Genomic DNA, 15,998 nt, shown 5'->3' on the forward strand with positions numbered 1-15,998 from the left:
GGCAACGCGGACGTGCAGGAGACAATAAACGCGGAGATTTCCTGCACCAAGCAATGCGCTTGGACGAGCTTCCGAGCACAACCGCCCTTGGCCGATCGTCTCTTTGTGATAGTCGAACGGCGCGAGATGTCCGGGCGCCAATTTGTCAACAGGGCCGTGACCGAAGTCGCCGACTAGTCAACGATGCGCTGAGAACAGTCGCTCGCGGTAGGGCGAACATAGCTTGGCGTTGTGAGCGCGGTGGCGTCTCGTTGGCGCACCCTCACGGCCCCAGTTGCCTCGAGGCGTTGGACATTGAACAGAGCAGAGGAGAATCCGGCCCGCGGCAACTTAATGGACTATCAGCGTGGATGCGTTTGCGGCTATCCACAATGCCCAGATAGCCAAGGCAAGCGACACGATCCACGTGCCCAGCGCGCCGATGAATTGCATGGTAAATTTGGGTCGCTCGATACCTAGCGCGTGAACGATTCGCGCGAGCACGTAGACAATTCCTACTGCTTCCAACACCCTTGATGAGCCACCGGCGTATTCGATCAGCGCCATCAGGATCAGGACGAAGGGCGTGTATTCGACAAAGTTGGCGTGTGCTCGCATGCGGGCCCGCAATATTGCGATCCCGAGATCGCCAACACCCCCGGGCCCCTTTAATCGAACTTGTACGCAACGATAGGCGAGCCACAAGTTGAGCAAGCCTAATGTCCCAGCGAAGACAAGGGCGATCGGCAACGGCATTACGGAACGTTTCCCTTTATTCGCCATGGTTGGCGCCCCCAGGGGCCCGAAAATTGCCGTGGTTCGCTCGGGCAGCTCGAAGCCGGGCCAGATCCCTGCGCACGTGAGCAGCGTACTTAACAGCCGTATAAGCACCGCCGTGAGCTACGCGCGGCGGCTAAGTCGTCCAGGATACATTGGATGGTGTATCATCCGTGTCTAGGAGGAGACATCTCTCATATATTACAGACATCATCTAATGACTACAAGCGCGATAATCGTTCACCGCAAGGATTTGGCTGCGGTGCATACTTCGCGCTGACCGGCGTGCTCCAGTTGCCTGGAAGAATCTCGCGATGAATCCATGACACAATCGCCCGCCCTGCCTTGAGCACTGCGCCATGTCCAGAAGCATTTACTGCTCATACCCCACGACGGCGGCTAACTTTGGCAAAAAATTGCAGGCAATGCTGTCTTGGATCAATGTCGCCTCGGGGGCTACGCGCGGGCTAGTACTCGGGCGGCGATCCACGGCGCTGCAGTTTTGCTAAACGAGCAGATCTGTCTGCCTTCGCGAAGCGTTTCCTGTTGAACGGAACCGCGCCGGCGCCTGCAACGACCTCGATATCCTCCAGGCGAAGCGTTCGTCCACCCGGCTTGAGCAATTTCGGCGACTTATCATCTTTGCCTGTCTCGCGGTCGCGGAACACCACCTGAGGTCCGTCGGATCCAGCGAGCCAGTCGTCACCCCATCGCTTCAGAGCAAGATAAGCCGGAAAGAAGTCGCGCCCCTTGTCGGTCAACAGGTATTCCCAACGAGTCGAATGGCCGGCCAGCGGAACGCGTCGCATGATACCGGCATCGACAAATCGCTTCAGCCGATTGCTCTGGATGTTGGAGGCAACGCCGACGTAGTATTCGAACTGGTCGAACCGCTTGATGCCGTAAAAAGCCTCGCGCAGTATCAAGATGGACCAGCGGTCTCCAACGATTGCCATTGCGCGGGCGACTGAGCACTCGGCGTTGGCAACACGGTTGTTTTTGCGGTTCGTATTGGGGCGCCCCATGTCTTGATCGGGGGAGCGCTACCAACGTTCCCCCCGCGCGCTTTCCGCTGAATGTTTTGTATCCGTGGCCTAAAGCGCGAGCCTCTAGCGGCGCGTTGCTTAATTTCGCATCCAGACCGGAGCACCAATCTAGAACGACAGCTCCACATTGAAACAAAATTTGATGGGATAAGTCTAAAAGACGACTTGATCTACTATCCTTCTTTGAGTGGCGACGTTCCAGCCATTCGATGGGTAAGTAGTGATGACCGATCAACAATTGGCTCTTCAGGCCGTCAGCGAAGCCCAATGCATCCTGAACGAATACCTTCAGCCCCGCCCCCACGACAATGAGCGCATCCTCGACAGGTTGGTGGAGGTTCTTGAGCGGCCCGGTTTGATAATTGCAGTGAGCCGGTTGCAGCAACGAAGTAGTCTCTGAGTGCTCAGATGACGAAACAATCTCCATTAATTCCTTTGGCCGCTTGCATCGCTACATTCTCGTTGGGGGGAACGCCAACTGCGCAGGCGAAACAACAATGCAGTGCCGCGATGCCACCAAATCGGCACGAGTATTGGTCTTGGCGCCTCATCGACGGACGAAAATGCTGGTACGAAGGCAAGCCCATGCTTTCAAAATCATTATTGGAGTGGCCTGTGCAGGTTTCGACGCAGCCGCGTCTCACTGAAGAGCTTGCAAGTGCCCTCATAGAGAAGCCTAGCGATCCGATAGATTCAGAAGAGTTGGCGCCGACGCACGAGAATACTTTCGATGCACTGTGGCGCACCAGGGTTGAACAGCGGTAGACCTTGACCTTCGACGTATGCCTACTTCCACAATGGCATTGCGGCGATGAAAGGTAAGCGTCGTTCTCAGGCCACAGCTTTGAGGTCTTGACGACAATAGGCCCACGGAAGCAGCTGATCGATGTCGCTGTTTGGATGGCCGTTGACGATCCTGGTGAGGGCGTCGGTCAGGTAAGCGAGCGGATCGACGTCGTTCAGCTTACAGGTTTCGACCAGGGAGGCGATGGTGGCCCAGTGCTCGGCGCCGCCGTCGGAGCCTGCGAACAGCGCATTTTTCCGGTTCAGCGTGATCGGACGGATCGAGCGCTCGACGACGTTGTTGTCGAGCTCGATGCGGCCGTCATTGATGAAGCGCGTCAGGCCCTCCCAGCGTGAGAGCGCATAGCGAATGGCGTCGGCCAACTTGCCCTTTTGGCTGATCAACGCGAGCTTTGCGCGGAGCCATCGCTCGAAGGCTTCCGCCAGCGGCCGGATTTTCTGCTGCCGAACGAGACGGCGCTCCTCGGCGCCGCGACCACGGATGTCCTTTTCGACGGCGTAGAACTCGGCGATATGCTTGAGCGCCTCGCTGGCAATGGGCGCGGGACCGGGTGTGGCAAGTTCGTAGAAGTTACGTCGCATGTGCGACCAGCAGAATGCAAGTTGGACATCGCCACGCTCGGCGAGCTTGCCATAGCCGGCATAGCCATCGACCTGCAGGATCCCTTCGAAGCCTGCGAGATGGGCGATCGGCCGATCGGCTTTGCGATCGGGGGCATAGACATAGGCAACGCCCGGCGGATCGGCACCGCCCCACGGCCGGTCGTCCGCTGCATAGGCCCAGAGCTGACCGGTCTTGGTGCGCCCGCGGCCGGGATCGAGCACCGGCATCGTCGTCTCGTCGGCGAACAGCTTTGGCCGTTGCCTGAGCTTGCCGAGCAGACGGTCATGCAGCGGACGCAGGTGGAAGGCAGCTTGTCCTACCCAGTCCGCCAGCGTCGAACGATCGAGCTCAATGCCCTGGCGGGCGTAAATCTGCGCCTGCCGGTAGAGCGGCAGGTGATCGGCATATTTGGAGACCAGGACGTGGGCGACGGTGGCCTCGGTCGGCAATCCGCCCTCGATCAGCCTAATCGGGGCCGGCGCCTGCATGACCCCGTCCTCGCAAGCCCGGCAGGCGTATTTGGGACGCCTGGTCACGAGGATCCGGAACTGCGCCGGGACCAGGTCCAGCCGCTCGCTTCTATCCTCGCCGATCCGGTGCAACTCGCCCTGGCAACAGGGACAGGTCTTGCCCTCGATGTCGACGACGACCTCGATCCGCGGCAGGTGCATCGGCAAGGCGCCACGGTTGCCGCGGCGCGTGCGAGCCCGCGCCTCACGGCCTTCAGGTGCGCTCACGTCCTGTGCCGTCTCGTTGTATGCGGCAACCTGCTCGACGTCTTCCAAGCCCAGCAGCATCTGATCTTCAGGCAGCGTCTCTGCCCGCCGGCCAAACCGATGCCGCTGCAATTCCTTGATGATCTGACGCAGCCGTTCGCTCTCGCATCGTTCGGCAAGCAGCATCGCTTTCAGCGTCTCGGGATCGTCAGGCAGGGCGTCGCTCACACCCAATTCAGAGCATATTCGCCGCCATCTGGCGACGCGTCCGACGCTCCTGATTCATTTCGCCGCAGCGCTGCCAACAGCTATCCGGCCTGCGTTGGCGTCGACGTCTCCCGCGCCTCATGCACAAGCCGCCAGTCGAGCCCTTCCAGCAGCGCCGACAATTGCGCCGCCGACAGGCGCATCACGCCGTCCTCGATCTTCGGCCAGCGGAAGATCCCATCCTCGAGCCTCTTGGCGAACAGGCACAGACCCGTTCCGTCCCAGAACACCAGCTTGATCCGATCCGCCCGCTTGGCCCGGAACACATAGACAGCTCCCGAGAATGGATCTGCCCGCATGCTCTCGCGCACCAGGGTCGCGAGCCCTTCCATCCCCTTACGGAAGTCCACCGGCTTGGTCGCCACCATCACCCGGACCGCACCCGACGGACCGATCACCGGCTCGCCTTCAGCGCCTGGACAATCGACGCAACCATCGTCGTATCCGCACCACGACCGGCCCGGATCATGATGCCGTCGACTTCGATCTCGATAATCCCGGCATCGCAACGGCGAGCCCGGGTATCCGCTTTGGCCTTGCAGCGCACCGCTTTGCGCTCCCGGTCAACAGCGGGCGCCGGCACCGCGGCATCCACCACCGCCGGCACAAACTGTACTTCTTCTATTGCGGAATGACCGCCTGCTGCTTCTCGCAACTGACGTCGCCAGCCAAACAACTGCTGCGGTGACAATCCATGCCGTCGGGCTACCGAACAGACCGAGTCGCCGCTCGCCACGATCTCCGCAACGATCCGCGCCTTGTCCCCATTGCTCCACTTCCGCCGACGGCCGGCTCCGGTGAAGACTTCAAGCCGCCGCACCGGCTCCGTGATAGCACTATGCTCTGTGTCCATTCTAAGCCTAACGGTCCAAACCGAACCGCAGACTCGCAGATCACCCCGTCATCCGGAAGGTGGCCGCTGAACAGCGCTTACGATGAAAGAGGCTCCCAGCGCTGAGAGCTAGGGTGCGGACTGGAGCACCAGCTGCCCTAGCCTGGGCGCAATGACCAGTGCGAGCCGGACGTGCCGTGAACCATTGGGCTGGTGCGCTCTGTGCGACACCTTCGGGGGATGAAGCCGCCGCGGTGGTTGTTTGTCCATGACCCGCGCTGAATCGAAACAGCCCCGGCAGGGCTTGGGGAGCACACCGGGGCCGCTTCGTGGGACGCCCCTTTCCGGAGGAGCGCAATTCACAGTATCGGGAAAAAGTGGCAATCGGTACTGCGCTAGCGGGCTACTCCGGAAGGTGTCCTAACGGTTCCGTCGCCGTAGAATTCCGTAAGGAAGGGCTGAAAGCTGAGTGAGAGCCTTGGCGACGACGTTGCCGGACGACACCACCAAGGCTCAACCACAAAACGGATAGCCCTTGAATGGATCGTGCCAGCATGCGGACCATTTCGGCCAAACTTTGGCAGCGCCGAAATAGGCCAAGCTGGCTGACCATCATATTTTAATGCGAGCTTCCGAGCGAAGCATGCTTCGTGATGAGCCTCTCTTGGCCTCGGCGTGTGCCCCCTCGCTGGGGCCATTCTTTGGGTAGGGCGGATCGCCAACCCCTCGCCAGCCTGCTGCTAATATTATCCTGATGGACCTCTTCCTCCGCCCCACCGTCATAGCCGGCGACATTGACCTAGTCCTTGTGAGCGGCCGCACGTTGCCCGATAGCCCTAGCGGCTTTTCCCTAGAGGGATAGGGCGCGATCATGGGGAATGGGATCCAAGTCTCGCGAATACATGTTCGGCGCGACGGTCAGGCACCGTAAGCGCTGTTTTCAGGCCACAGCTTTGAGGTCGTGACGGCAATAGGCCCACGGCAGCAGGTGATCGATCTCGTTATTCGGATGACCGTTGACGATCCTGGTGAGCGCGTCGGTCAAGTAGGCAAGCGGATCGACATCGTTCAGCTTACAGGTTTCGACCAGGGAGGCGATGATAGCCCAGTGCTCGGCACCACCGTCGGAGCCTGCGAACAGCGCATTTTTCCGGTTGAGCGTGATCGTCGTGCCGCCCTGCACAAGGAGAATGTGCTCCTAAGGACAATGCCGCAAGCTTCAGACCCTCCACGGTGGTCAGATAGGGGAAGATGGTGCTGGCAAGCTGTTGAACCGTCAGGCCATGGCGCGCAGCGAGTGCGCGCGACACCTGGTCAAGCCCGATCGTTGAGACGCGAACCGCGTATCCGGCGCCGCGCGCGGCAGCCTCTGTCAGTCCGACGCTTGCCACCTGTGGGTCGCTGAACAAGATACCGGGCATCGCGCTATTGTCGTGGCGCAGGCTATCACCGTTTAGGGCATTCTTCGCCGCGATTTTTGCGCTGTAGGCCGCCATGTAGACGAACTGATCGCGGCCGGTGACGTCGCCCGCTGCATAGACGCCATTCCGGCTTGTGCGCATTCGGTCGTCGACGACGATGCCACCCTTTGGCGAGACCGCTATGCCACATTCGACCAGCCCAAGGCGTTCGACATTAGGCGTCCGACCTGTGGCGATCAGCGCCCGTTCGGCGTCGATGGTCATGTCCTGGCCGTCGCGGATAACGTCAAGTGCAATGCCGGTTCCGGTCTTACGGATCCTGCGGTAGGTGACGCCGGCGACTACGGCGATTCCTTCGCCCAAGAAATATCCGGTCAGCGCCCCACTGATCTCGGGCTCAGCTTCGGGGAGCAGGCGGCGGCAAATGCCGGCTGACGTGTGGTTCGTGATGTCCTCCTGCTCGAGGGGCCATTCCGGGGTCTCGCTCGAGCTGATGCCGCAGATGACGTCCCTGCAGCGCAAGCGCTCATAGGGGCTTCTAACAAGAAGCACGGGGCTAGGCCTTTTTCACGAACTCTGATTTCAAATTCATCGCGCCGATCCCGTCTATCTTGCAGGCGATGTTGTGTCCGTCGGTCGCCTCTGTCAGGCGGACGTTCTTGACTTTGGTTCCTCCTTTGACGACCGATGACGACCCCTTGACCTTCAGGTCCTTGATCACGATGACGCTATCGCCGTCCGACAGCACGTTGCCGTGCGCATCGCGCACGCTCGTCTCTCTCGAGGTCGCCGCTATGCCGTTATTCTCGGCGCTCCATTCATGGGCGCACGCCGGGCAAACCCATAGACCGCGATCTTGATAAGCATGCACAGAACTACATTTCGGGCATATCATTCCATCGTCCATCATCGACCTCACTAGTAAATTGTCGGAATTTCGAAGACAGGATGGAGCACGTCCCAATTCGCTTCCGAGCAAAGGGCAAAATATGATTATAGTTCACTACTGATTTATGATGAAGATGTTGAGGCCGTTGACTACCGCGTTCTTGCTCGCAGCAGCGTTGCTGTTGCACAGCACCCGCGATGGACGTCGACGTCATGTAGCTGGCCCACTCGGCCAACAGGAACACTATCTTCGACGCCTCAAAGAGCATTTACGGGGGTTAGACAGTCTGGATCTATAACCAAGGTTGTTTTTGACTAATGGTCGGCCTTGTCTACCAATCTGAGCCATTCCGCTGCCATCTCGCGCAGATTGGCCCGAGACTCCCGATCATTTGTTTGTCTCGCCAACTTCACGCAATGCTCGGCGTAATCGACGTATTTCTCGCGCTCTTCAATTGTCGGAATTGCCATGCATGACCTCGCTCGATCTTGCGGTCCGCGCAGTGCGCCGCCAAGTTTCTCGAACTCCCATTAGCATTCTACGGGCCCCACGGCCGAATGTGTAATAGGATCGCACGCTCAATGTCTGCCTAGCCCCCAGATGTACCAGATGTCTATCCCGGCTCACGTCGTATGATGAGCGATACATTTTGGCCGCCGAATCCGAACGAATTCGACATTGCGGTAGCGATGCGCGCATCTCGTGCCTTGTTAGGCACGACGTCGAACGGAATGGCCGGATCCGGAATATCGTAGTTGATGGTGGGTGGAATGCGCTGGTGTTCAAGCGTCAAAAGAGTAAACACCGCTTCTATGATCCCCGCCGCGGAGAGAGTGTGTCCGATCATCGACTTGTTGGATGAGACCGGAATCTTTCGGGCATAATCGCCAAATACAGCGGCGACGCCGAGATATTCCATCTTATCGTTTTCTGGCGTACTCGTTCCGTGAGCGTTGATGTAGTCGATCTGATCGAAGGTCACGCTTGCATCGGCAAGAGCGATGCGGATGCAATCGGCGATCGGAACCCCGTCCGGCTTGGGACGGGTACGATGGAAAGTGTCCGCCAATTCGCCGCAGCCAGCGATCACGCCCAAGATATTTGCGCCGCGCGATTGCGCGGCGTCCAGGCTCTCCAGCACGAGCGCGCCGGCCCCCTCGGCCATCACGAATCCTTGCCGGCTCTTCGAAAAGGGCTTCGATGCCCTACGCGGGTCGTCGTTTTGGGTGGATAGCGCCGACAGGAGGGAAAATCGCACCATAGCCTCGGCATTGACGGAACCGTCGGTTGCGACGCATAGCGCGGCGTCGGTTTCTCCGCGCCGAATTGCCTCGACGCCAAGTTGGATCGCTGTTGCGCCTGACGCACAGGCCGTCGATACTGAGATGGGCGATCCCTTTGTGCCGAAGGTTTCGCTGATATGGTCCGCAACCGAGCCGAACAGATAGCGGGCGTGGACCTGCGTGAAACGCCCGCCGCCGCTCGTTCGCAGCAGGATGTCGTAGTCTATGGAGCCCGCTTCGCCGGAAGCCCGTGCGATTTCTTCACGTCGTGGCCACTCGACTTCGACCGGTGCCAGACCAAGAAACAACGGGCCTGGAAAATCGCCCTTTCGCCCAATTCCCGATTGGCCAACAGCCTCTTCGATGACGATATCTGCCAGACGCTCGGCCAACGTTGTCGAGGAGAACGGCTTGACCTCGACGAAGTCGATGGTGCCAGCGATGCGCGTCTTCAGTCCATGGGTGGAGAAGCGCCGGATCGTGCCTATTCCAGACTCTCCGGCAGTGATTTTCGTCCAATTCTCAGTCTTGCTCTCGCCAAGCGACGTGATCACTCCCATGCCGGTAACGACGACGATAGGACGATTGTGGCCGTCACGCATCGTTGTCTTCGCGTTACGGAGCTTTGTGGACGCCAAGCCGGAGTCAAGGAGCGTCGTCATGAGACGACCTCTATGAGCGCCATTCATTCGCCGCGCCAATGACCGACGCCGACGGCCACTATCTGGGCCGGCATCACGTCGATCTCGGTCTCTCGGCCAGATGTATCGTTTGGGGGGACCAACGCACCGCGGGATGCGCTTAACGAAGCAAGGGCCAATGCTAACGGGAATTGCGCCTCGCTGAGGTGTCCGAAGGACGTGCCGACGGCGCGGACGGGGACATCCCCGTGTGCCGACAGGAAGGCGGCCTCTTCGTCGGTGGCAACCGCCGCGCCTGTCGCTGCCGTGTAGATTGCGGTTGCATTCTCGGTGACCCCTAGGGACGCCCAGAGACCTTCCAGAACGCTTTTGATTCCGCCCGGGGCTGATCGGGACGAATGACCCGAGACGACGTTGACGAGCCGTGCAAACGGCTTGGCGCCTCGGCGCTCCGCATGAGGTCTCGACTCGATCACCAGGAACACGCCACCCGACCCCAAGGCAAAACCACTGCCGTTACGCGACCAGACCGATGCGAAGTCCTTCTTGAGATTGAAGCCGCCACATTCGTAGAGCATCAGCATTTCTTTGCGCTCGCCATTGTGCGCGGCGCCGACCAGGGCAATCTCGCTCTGTCCGGAGGCGATCTTCGCCCATGCAATCCGGACGGCGTCTACACCTGCGGCCTCCTCACCCATAAAGGTCCGTGACGATCCGGACACGCCGTGGACGATCGATATGTTGCCGGCAAGCAGATTGGATAGCTGCGCGAGGAACAGCGTAGGGCGCAGGTCGTTCATCAACCGTTCGTTGAGAGCCCCCGACCTTGCGTCCGCACGAGCGGTCAAGATCGCGGCGTCGACATCGAGGTCGCGCTCGCCGCCGCCGGCTGCGACGATCATGTCGGTCCGAGTCAGGATTTCCTTGTCGTCCTTGATGCCCGCAGAATCCAGCGCGAGGCCGGCTGCGTACGTGCCGATGCGCCGCCACGCTTCCATTTGGCGCTGGTCGCCCTTTTTCGGAATCTGGCTGTCCAAATTGAGTGGCGCCAAAGGGTGGATGATTCATGGCGCATATTTTTCCAGGTCGACGTTTACGCGGCCGCTGCGGAGGGCGCTCCAATTCGCTTCCAACCCGTCCCCCAGGGAGGAGACGAGCCCTATGCCGGTTATCCACGTCTCGCGTCGGCCTTCCGGAAGCTGCGACATTAGCGCAATCCAAGAGCGAGATCGCGGCTTCGCAATCTTCCCCGGCGGATCGCCCATCGTTCATGGCTGTGGCGCATCACGCGATCGAGCGCCGGCCGTGAACCCAACGTCTTCTCGGAGATGCAGGCGATAACTGCATTGCGATCCTCGATGAATTGCTCATCGACGATCCATGTCCGCAGGTCCTCACCGGCGAGCCTGGCTGCGATCCGATCAGGTGTCGGATCGATATCGTTTGATACCGTCACATTCATCACGATCCGACCGCCCGGTGCCAGCCGAGCACGGATGGCGTCGCAGGTCTCCGCATCAAATTCTTCCGCGTATCGGAATCCCGGTCCGCCGACGTCGATCGCAATGCCGTCATAGTAGGCGCCGTCATCGAACACGAATTTTCGAAAGTCGGAGACGATGCACGGCAATTCGTCCGGCAAATCGAAATACTTGTGTGCGAGCACAAAACTGATCGGGTTAATGTCGACGACGGTCAGTCTCTTCCCGCGACGCGACAGCCTTGTCGCAAGATTTCCTCCGCCGCAGCCCAAGACGAGGATTTGTTCGGAGCGCGATAGGAGTTCGTCCATGAGCTTGACATAGGTGAAGACGCTTTCGCCGTCGGGCGTTGCCTGACTTTGCCTTATGCCTTCTTCGAAATACACCCGTGTCCCATCCCATGAACACTCGACGATGTCGATCTGCCCGTTCTTTCCTTGATAACGCCCCAGCAATTTCACGGTAGGCAACTATCCCAAGATTAGAGTATTAGAACACATGCATTAAACATCTCTTATCATGTAATTTGTGGAGCGCCAACTGTTTCGGATGCTGCTGATAATGTTTCCGCATTTCGCCGAGCAAAATTCGGTACAAGTCTGCGGCCTGATCCGTTTCGAACAACGCGAACTGTGCGGTGATATATTTTGTATCTAGACTGATGCTTGAAACAGTAATTCGGATGGTGTAACTATATTTGACGAGAATCTTACTGGAGCCCGCCATTTCATGATCACGGCCAACCAACTTAGGGCCGCCCGCGCGCTTCTTAATCTAGACCAGCGGCAGACGGCCGAACTCGCTGATCTTTCGGTCCCTACCATTCAGCGCATGGAAGCAAGTGACGGAGTTATCCGCGGGAACGTCGATTCCCTGATGAAATTGGTTTCTGCACTGGAGAATGCCGGGATCGAATTGATCAATCCGGGTGTCGCGAGTTCTGCCGGCGGTCGAGGCGTTCGTCTCAGGGAGCACGTCACGAAGCCAAAAATGAAGAACGTGAAGCAGCCCAAGCATTCTTCGTCACGGACTTTGGAACGGACGCGATGACCCCCCCGGGCGATCCGCAAGATGGGTTTCCCGATCGAAGATGATGAAAACGCTGAAGACAAGTGTACTCGCAAGCGGATTTTCGTGCCTTGAGGCGCCTAGATGGCATCTGGGTGCCTTATGGGTATCCGACGTGCGCGCGGGAAAGATCTTCCGCATCGATCTAGACGGCAAGGTTACGATCGTTGCCGACGTACCAGGTCGCCCGTTCGGGCTGGGCTTTTTGCCCGACGGTAATTTATTGGCCGCCTCGATGACCCAGAGGGTCATCCTGAAATTCGGTGGCGAGAAGCCGGTGATCCATGCCGACTTGACCGATCTGGCGTCAGGACATCTACGGGACCTGGCCGTCGCTCGCGATGGAAGCGCCTACGTGACGTCTTTCGACGCGGATGCCTCCGGACCCGACGGTTTCGCGTCGGCTCGGGTTCTTTTGGCAATGCCCGACGGCAATATCCGATCGGTTGCCGACAACATCGCGCATCCAAACGGACTGGCGATCACAAGTTCGCATGACCTGTTGGTTGCGGAGACGCTCGGAAATCGCCTTCTTGGATTCGAAATCGACAGCGACGGGGCATTGCTGCATCGAAAGATTTTCGCCAACTTCGTGGGGATGAGCCCGCTCGGCATCTGTGCGGACGCTGAAGGCGCCGTCTGGGCGGCCGCAGCCCGACAGTCGCTTTTTGTCCGTGTGCAACAGGGCGGGCGGATCACACATCGCGTTCACGTATCGGGCAGACATGCAGTCGCGTGCCAGTTGGGCGGACAGGACGGTCGGACGCTTTTCTGCCTGACGGTAGCCTCCAATCTTGACGACTTCCCCAATCGTCAGCAGACGGCCCGCGTCGAGGCGACGGTGGTCGACGTGCCCGGAGCCGCGAGCTCCGTGCGCTTCGCGGAAACTGGTTCGCCCTAGCGTTCCGGGCTGGCTTGGTTAGTCGCCGCCCAATCGAAGTGCAGAAAGTCAAATATGGAATTCTCGGACAAGCAGTTCTCGGAAAGAACACCATCGCCATATGTAGCTGGGCTTCTGTGTCGATGTCCGCGCTGTGGCAAGGGAAAGTTGTTTGTGGGGTTCTTGACCTTAAAGCCCACGTGCAACGTGTGCGGCCTCGATTTCAGCTTTGCCGACGCCGGCGACGGGCCTGCAATATTCGTCATCATGATCGCCGGTGCGATCGTCGTGGGAGCCGCCTTGATCACCGAGGTCAAGTATCAACCGCCGTATTGGGTCCACGCGGTGCTGTGGATCCCTTTGATTCTGACAGTCACGCTTTGGCCCCTGCGAGGACTGAAAAGTCTTTTGATCGCATTGCAGTATCATCACAAGGCGTCGCAGGGAAAGCTCGTTCCGCGAGCCGAGGAATAAGCCAGCCTGAGCAGATCATGTATCGATAGGCGGCGACTCCTGCGAGGCGAGCCAAATATGCTCGGCTGCGCTCTCGTTCACATATAGAATTCCGAGAGCGGCAAGAACATCCGGCCACATCGTTCCTGACGCCCAAGTCAAAAAGGCGGCTACAACGACGACGGCGTTCATGATCGCATGATTGCGAACGTCAGAGAGCGAGCCCACCAGACGCGCGAACATACCGCGTTTGAGCATGACAAGACAGGCGGTGTTGGTCAGCAGGAACGCCGTACCGGTCGCGGCCAGCGGCGTCGCGAACGGGATCGCGGCGCCTTGATAGTTCGCCATAATCATCCAAAACAGAAAGCAGATCGGAATGAGAATGATCGTGCGGGAGAATCGCGCAAATGCCTCCCGGCCCGGCATGCTCCAGTTGCGTCCAGACGACAACAGGACGCTCACACTCGCACCTTCAAGAAAGGTGATACTGTCCGCGAAGAGCGACGCGGATCGAGTTTGGATGGCCAAAATGAATTCGAGGCAGAAAAACAGAAGGTTAGCCGCAGCGAGAGGCGAAAGAGACCTTGGGATGCGTCCTTGCTCTACGTCCTTGTTTTGGGTCATTCGGTCAGACCTCAAAATTGAGTCGTTCAAGCTGCGGCGCGCTTCGGAGCGATACTGCCGGGTCAACGCTCACGCGAGCTTTTGGGAGACCGGCAGTGTAGAAACCGCGAATACGCTGCTCGACCTTCCCTCCCCGGAACACGATTGCGACGAATTATGTGCTTTTAGCCACATCATTCGAAACCTGGAGCCTTCATCGCCCAGATAGCGGCGATGAAAATCGCCTTTGCACGTGGCAGAAGAGCCAATGTTAACGCCACCGCCGTCAGCGGCCAGACTGTTATGCTCACCCAAAGCGGCCAGCGAAAGACTGTCTCGGCATACAATACTGACGGCACCACCAAATGGCCGACAATGATGATTGTCAGCCATGCTGGCCCGTCGTCAGCATGAATTTTGCCGAAGTGCTCACCACAGGGGGAGCAGTTTTCCACCTGGTCCAGATAGCTCCGGAACAGCTTTCCCCGACTGTACGCGGGACACTTTCCGGCTACAACTCGAACGATTGCTGGCCAGATGCGCACGGGCAAATGTGAATCGCTCACGGACATCCGAGTTTTCCGGCTTGAGGCGACCGAGCAGCGCCCCTGGAGATTGATCGGCTAAAACATTCGATCGTTCCGTTCGAACTTACGTTGACTTCGCGACTGCCATGACGCCCGCTTGGAAGTCGCTTTTGAACTTCGCAAAATTATCCTGGAACATCTGGACAAGCTTCGTCGCAGCCGCGTCGTACGCCTCCTTGTCGCTCCATGTCTCCCGGGGTTTCAAGATACGGCCGTCGACGCCCTTGACCGACGCGGGTACTTGAAAGCCGAAATTCTTGTCGGTGTAGAATTCGCCGTCGTTGAGCGTGCCGTCGAGTGCGGCCGTCAGCAGAGCACGGGTCACCTTGATGGGCATCCGTTGGCCGACTCCATAACTTCCCCCGGTCCAACCGGTGTTCACCAGCCAGCAGTTTACGTTGTGCTCTGCAATGAGCGACCGCAGCAGATCGCCGTAGACTGAGGGCTGCCGGGGCATGAATGGGGCACCAAAGCAGGTCGAAAAGGTCGCTTCGGGCTCGACCACACCCTTTTCCGTTCCAGCAACCTTGGCGGTGTACCCCGACAGGAAGTGAAACATGGCTTCCGCCGCGGTCAGCTTGGCAATCGGAGGCATTACGCCGAAGGCGTCCGCGGTCAGCATGACAAGATTCTTCGGGTGCCCGGCGCGCCCCGTCTTCGAGGCGTTGGGGATGAAGTGCATCGGGTAAGCAGCGCGCGTATTCTCGGTCTTCGATCCATCGTCGAAATCGCAGACACGGGTAGCCGGATCGAAGACGACGTTTTCCAAGATCGTTCCGAAGCGCTGGGTGGTTGCATAAATAGCCGGCTCGGCTTCAGCACTCAGCTTGATTGCCTTCGCGTAGCAACCAACCTCGAAATTGAAGATGCCTTTGGAGCCCCAGCCGTGCTCGTCGTCACCGATCAGCGTGCGCTCCGGATCAGCAGACAAAGTTGTTTTGCCGGTTCCCGACAAACCGAAGAAGATGGCCGCATCGCCCTGCGGACCGACGTTTGCCGAACAATGCATCGGCATGACGTTTTGAGCTGGAAGAAAGTAGTTCAACGTCGTAAAAACAGCCTTCTTGATCTCGCCGGCATACGAACTTCCGCCTATCAAGACGATCTTTCGCGAAAAATCGATCGCGATCACCGTATTGCTGCGAACGCCATGGCGCTTGGGATCCGCCCTGAAGCTTGGGCAGGAATAGATCGTGAGCTCAGGAGCGAACGTCGCGAGTTCGCTGCGGTTGGGCCTGATCAATAGGGTGCGTATGAAAAGCGAGTGCCAGGCAAGCTCAGTGAAAACGCGCGTCCGCATCCCGAATTCCGGATCAGCGCCGGCGCGCAGATCCTGAGCATACAACGTCTTACCGGCAGAGTGAGCAACGAAATCCTGGTATAGGCGCGCAAACTGCGCAGGGGTCATCTTGCCGTTGTTTTCCCACCAGATGGTTTCCTCCGTCTGGTTGTCACAGACAATATACTTGTCCTTTGGGCTGCGGCCGGTGTGCACGCCGGTCTCTGCACACAACGCCCCACCCGACGTGAGTTGCGCTTCACCATCCTTGAGGGCGCACTCGTACAGTTCGGGTTCAAGAAAATTCCACTTGATCCCTTTGAGCTCTCTGAACCCAAATTTGTCCGCCCCGAATTCCGGGTTACGTGTGCCTTGTTCCAACATC

At 58.8% G+C, this 15,998-nt stretch carries 17 protein-coding genes and 3 pseudogenes; 5 read left to right on the top strand and 15 right to left on the bottom strand.

All coding sequences use genetic code 11. The features are described 5' to 3' along the window. Positions 1–330: 330 nt before the first annotated feature. Both V5279_RS35500 and V5279_RS35505 read right to left on the bottom strand, forming a co-directional pair. The gene (locus V5279_RS35500) at positions 331–762 is read right to left on the bottom strand and encodes an MAPEG family protein (RefSeq protein ID WP_338691654.1); all 432 of its coding nucleotides are present in this window, start codon (positions 760–762) and stop codon (positions 331–333) included. A gap of 461 nt (positions 763–1,223) precedes the next feature. Then, positions 1,224–1,781 carry a helix-turn-helix domain-containing protein gene (locus tag V5279_RS35505; RefSeq protein ID WP_338691655.1) on the bottom strand — a complete coding sequence of 186 codons (558 nt, stop codon included), beginning with the start codon at positions 1,779–1,781 and terminating at the stop codon, positions 1,224–1,226. A 244-nt stretch (positions 1,782–2,025) separates the two neighbouring features. On the opposite strand from V5279_RS35505, the gene V5279_RS35510 reads away from it, so the two are divergent. Then, entirely contained in the window at positions 2,026–2,202 is a 177-nt protein-coding gene (locus V5279_RS35510; protein WP_338691656.1) for a hypothetical protein, read from the top strand. An 8-nt stretch (positions 2,203–2,210) separates the two neighbouring features. Next, the gene (locus V5279_RS35515; RefSeq protein ID WP_338691657.1) at positions 2,211–2,567 is read left to right on the top strand and encodes a hypothetical protein; all 357 of its coding nucleotides are present in this window, start codon (positions 2,211–2,213) and stop codon (positions 2,565–2,567) included. A gap of 66 nt (positions 2,568–2,633) precedes the next feature. Here the strand turns inward: V5279_RS35515 and tnpC are convergent, their stop codons facing one another. The 10 genes and pseudogenes from tnpC to V5279_RS35565 form a co-directional block, all read right to left on the bottom strand. After that, complete coding sequence (gene tnpC / locus V5279_RS35520) at positions 2,634–4,112, bottom strand: IS66 family transposase (protein WP_338701230.1); 1,479 nt, start codon at positions 4,110–4,112, stop codon at positions 2,634–2,636. 122 nt (positions 4,113–4,234) lie between these two features. Continuing rightward, positions 4,235–4,591 carry an IS66 family insertion sequence element accessory protein TnpB gene (gene tnpB / locus V5279_RS35525; RefSeq protein WP_176529066.1) on the bottom strand — a complete coding sequence of 119 codons (357 nt, stop codon included), beginning with the start codon at positions 4,589–4,591 and terminating at the stop codon, positions 4,235–4,237. After that, positions 4,588–5,013 carry an IS66-like element accessory protein TnpA gene (tnpA, locus tag V5279_RS35530; protein ID WP_224924235.1) on the bottom strand — a complete coding sequence of 142 codons (426 nt, stop codon included), beginning with the start codon at positions 5,011–5,013 and terminating at the stop codon, positions 4,588–4,590. The genes tnpB and tnpA overlap by 4 nt, the downstream gene beginning before the upstream one ends. 952 nt (positions 5,014–5,965) lie before the next feature. Further along, a pseudogene (locus V5279_RS35535) lies at positions 5,966–6,190 on the bottom strand (transposase domain-containing protein); the annotation flags it as partial. A 10-nt stretch (positions 6,191–6,200) separates the two neighbouring features. After that, positions 6,201–6,872: pseudogene (locus tag V5279_RS35540) on the bottom strand (FAD-dependent oxidoreductase); the annotation flags it as partial. A 130-nt stretch (positions 6,873–7,002) separates the two neighbouring features. Beyond that, positions 7,003–7,353: a zinc ribbon domain-containing protein YjdM gene (locus V5279_RS35545; RefSeq protein WP_338701566.1), complete on the bottom strand. Its 351-nt coding sequence runs from the start codon at positions 7,351–7,353 to the stop codon at positions 7,003–7,005. A gap of 296 nt (positions 7,354–7,649) precedes the next feature. Next, on the bottom strand, positions 7,650–7,805 hold the full coding sequence (locus V5279_RS35550; protein WP_338691658.1) for a hypothetical protein: 156 nt from the start codon (positions 7,803–7,805) through the stop codon (positions 7,650–7,652). Positions 7,806–7,948: 143 nt separating this feature from the next. Continuing rightward, a complete protein-coding gene (locus V5279_RS35555; protein ID WP_338701568.1) occupies positions 7,949–9,220 on the bottom strand; it encodes a beta-ketoacyl-ACP synthase in 1,272 nt (423 codons plus the stop codon). Positions 9,221–9,303: 83 nt separating this feature from the next. Continuing rightward, positions 9,304–10,467 (bottom strand): annotated as a pseudogene (locus tag V5279_RS35560) (beta-ketoacyl-ACP synthase). After that, positions 10,467–11,201: a class I SAM-dependent methyltransferase gene (locus V5279_RS35565; RefSeq protein WP_338691659.1), complete on the bottom strand. Its 735-nt coding sequence runs from the start codon at positions 11,199–11,201 to the stop codon at positions 10,467–10,469. The pseudogene V5279_RS35560 and the gene V5279_RS35565 overlap by 1 nt, the downstream one beginning before the upstream one ends. 268 nt (positions 11,202–11,469) lie before the next feature. Here V5279_RS35565 and V5279_RS35570 point away from each other — a divergent pair, with 268 nt between their 5' ends. The 3 genes from V5279_RS35570 to V5279_RS35580 are packed head-to-tail and all read left to right on the top strand — an operon-like array spanning position 11,470 to position 13,162. After that, a complete protein-coding gene (locus V5279_RS35570) occupies positions 11,470–11,790 on the top strand; it encodes a helix-turn-helix transcriptional regulator (protein ID WP_338691660.1) in 321 nt (106 codons plus the stop codon). Between the two features lie 40 nt (positions 11,791–11,830). After that, a complete protein-coding gene (locus tag V5279_RS35575; protein ID WP_338691661.1) occupies positions 11,831–12,709 on the top strand; it encodes an SMP-30/gluconolactonase/LRE family protein in 879 nt (292 codons plus the stop codon). 54 nt (positions 12,710–12,763) lie between these two features. Beyond that, positions 12,764–13,162, top strand: a complete 399-nt coding sequence (locus V5279_RS35580) for a DUF983 domain-containing protein (RefSeq protein ID WP_338691662.1) — start codon at positions 12,764–12,766, stop codon at positions 13,160–13,162. A gap of 15 nt (positions 13,163–13,177) precedes the next feature. Here V5279_RS35580 and V5279_RS35585 read toward each other — a convergent pair whose 3' ends face one another. From V5279_RS35585 to V5279_RS35595, 3 genes are all read right to left on the bottom strand, one after another. Beyond that, complete coding sequence (locus tag V5279_RS35585) at positions 13,178–13,768, bottom strand: hypothetical protein (RefSeq protein ID WP_338691663.1); 591 nt, start codon at positions 13,766–13,768, stop codon at positions 13,178–13,180. 173 nt (positions 13,769–13,941) lie between these two features. Next, complete coding sequence (locus V5279_RS35590; protein ID WP_338691664.1) at positions 13,942–14,319, bottom strand: DUF983 domain-containing protein; 378 nt, start codon at positions 14,317–14,319, stop codon at positions 13,942–13,944. A 79-nt stretch (positions 14,320–14,398) separates the two neighbouring features. Beyond that, the gene (locus V5279_RS35595) at positions 14,399–15,997 is read right to left on the bottom strand and encodes a phosphoenolpyruvate carboxykinase (RefSeq protein ID WP_338691665.1); all 1,599 of its coding nucleotides are present in this window, start codon (positions 15,995–15,997) and stop codon (positions 14,399–14,401) included. Position 15,998: the final 1 nt, after the last annotated feature.

Source organism: Bradyrhizobium sp. 26S5 (genome assembly GCF_036923295.1).
GTDB classification, from domain to species: domain Bacteria; phylum Pseudomonadota; class Alphaproteobacteria; order Rhizobiales; family Xanthobacteraceae; genus Bradyrhizobium; species Bradyrhizobium septentrionale.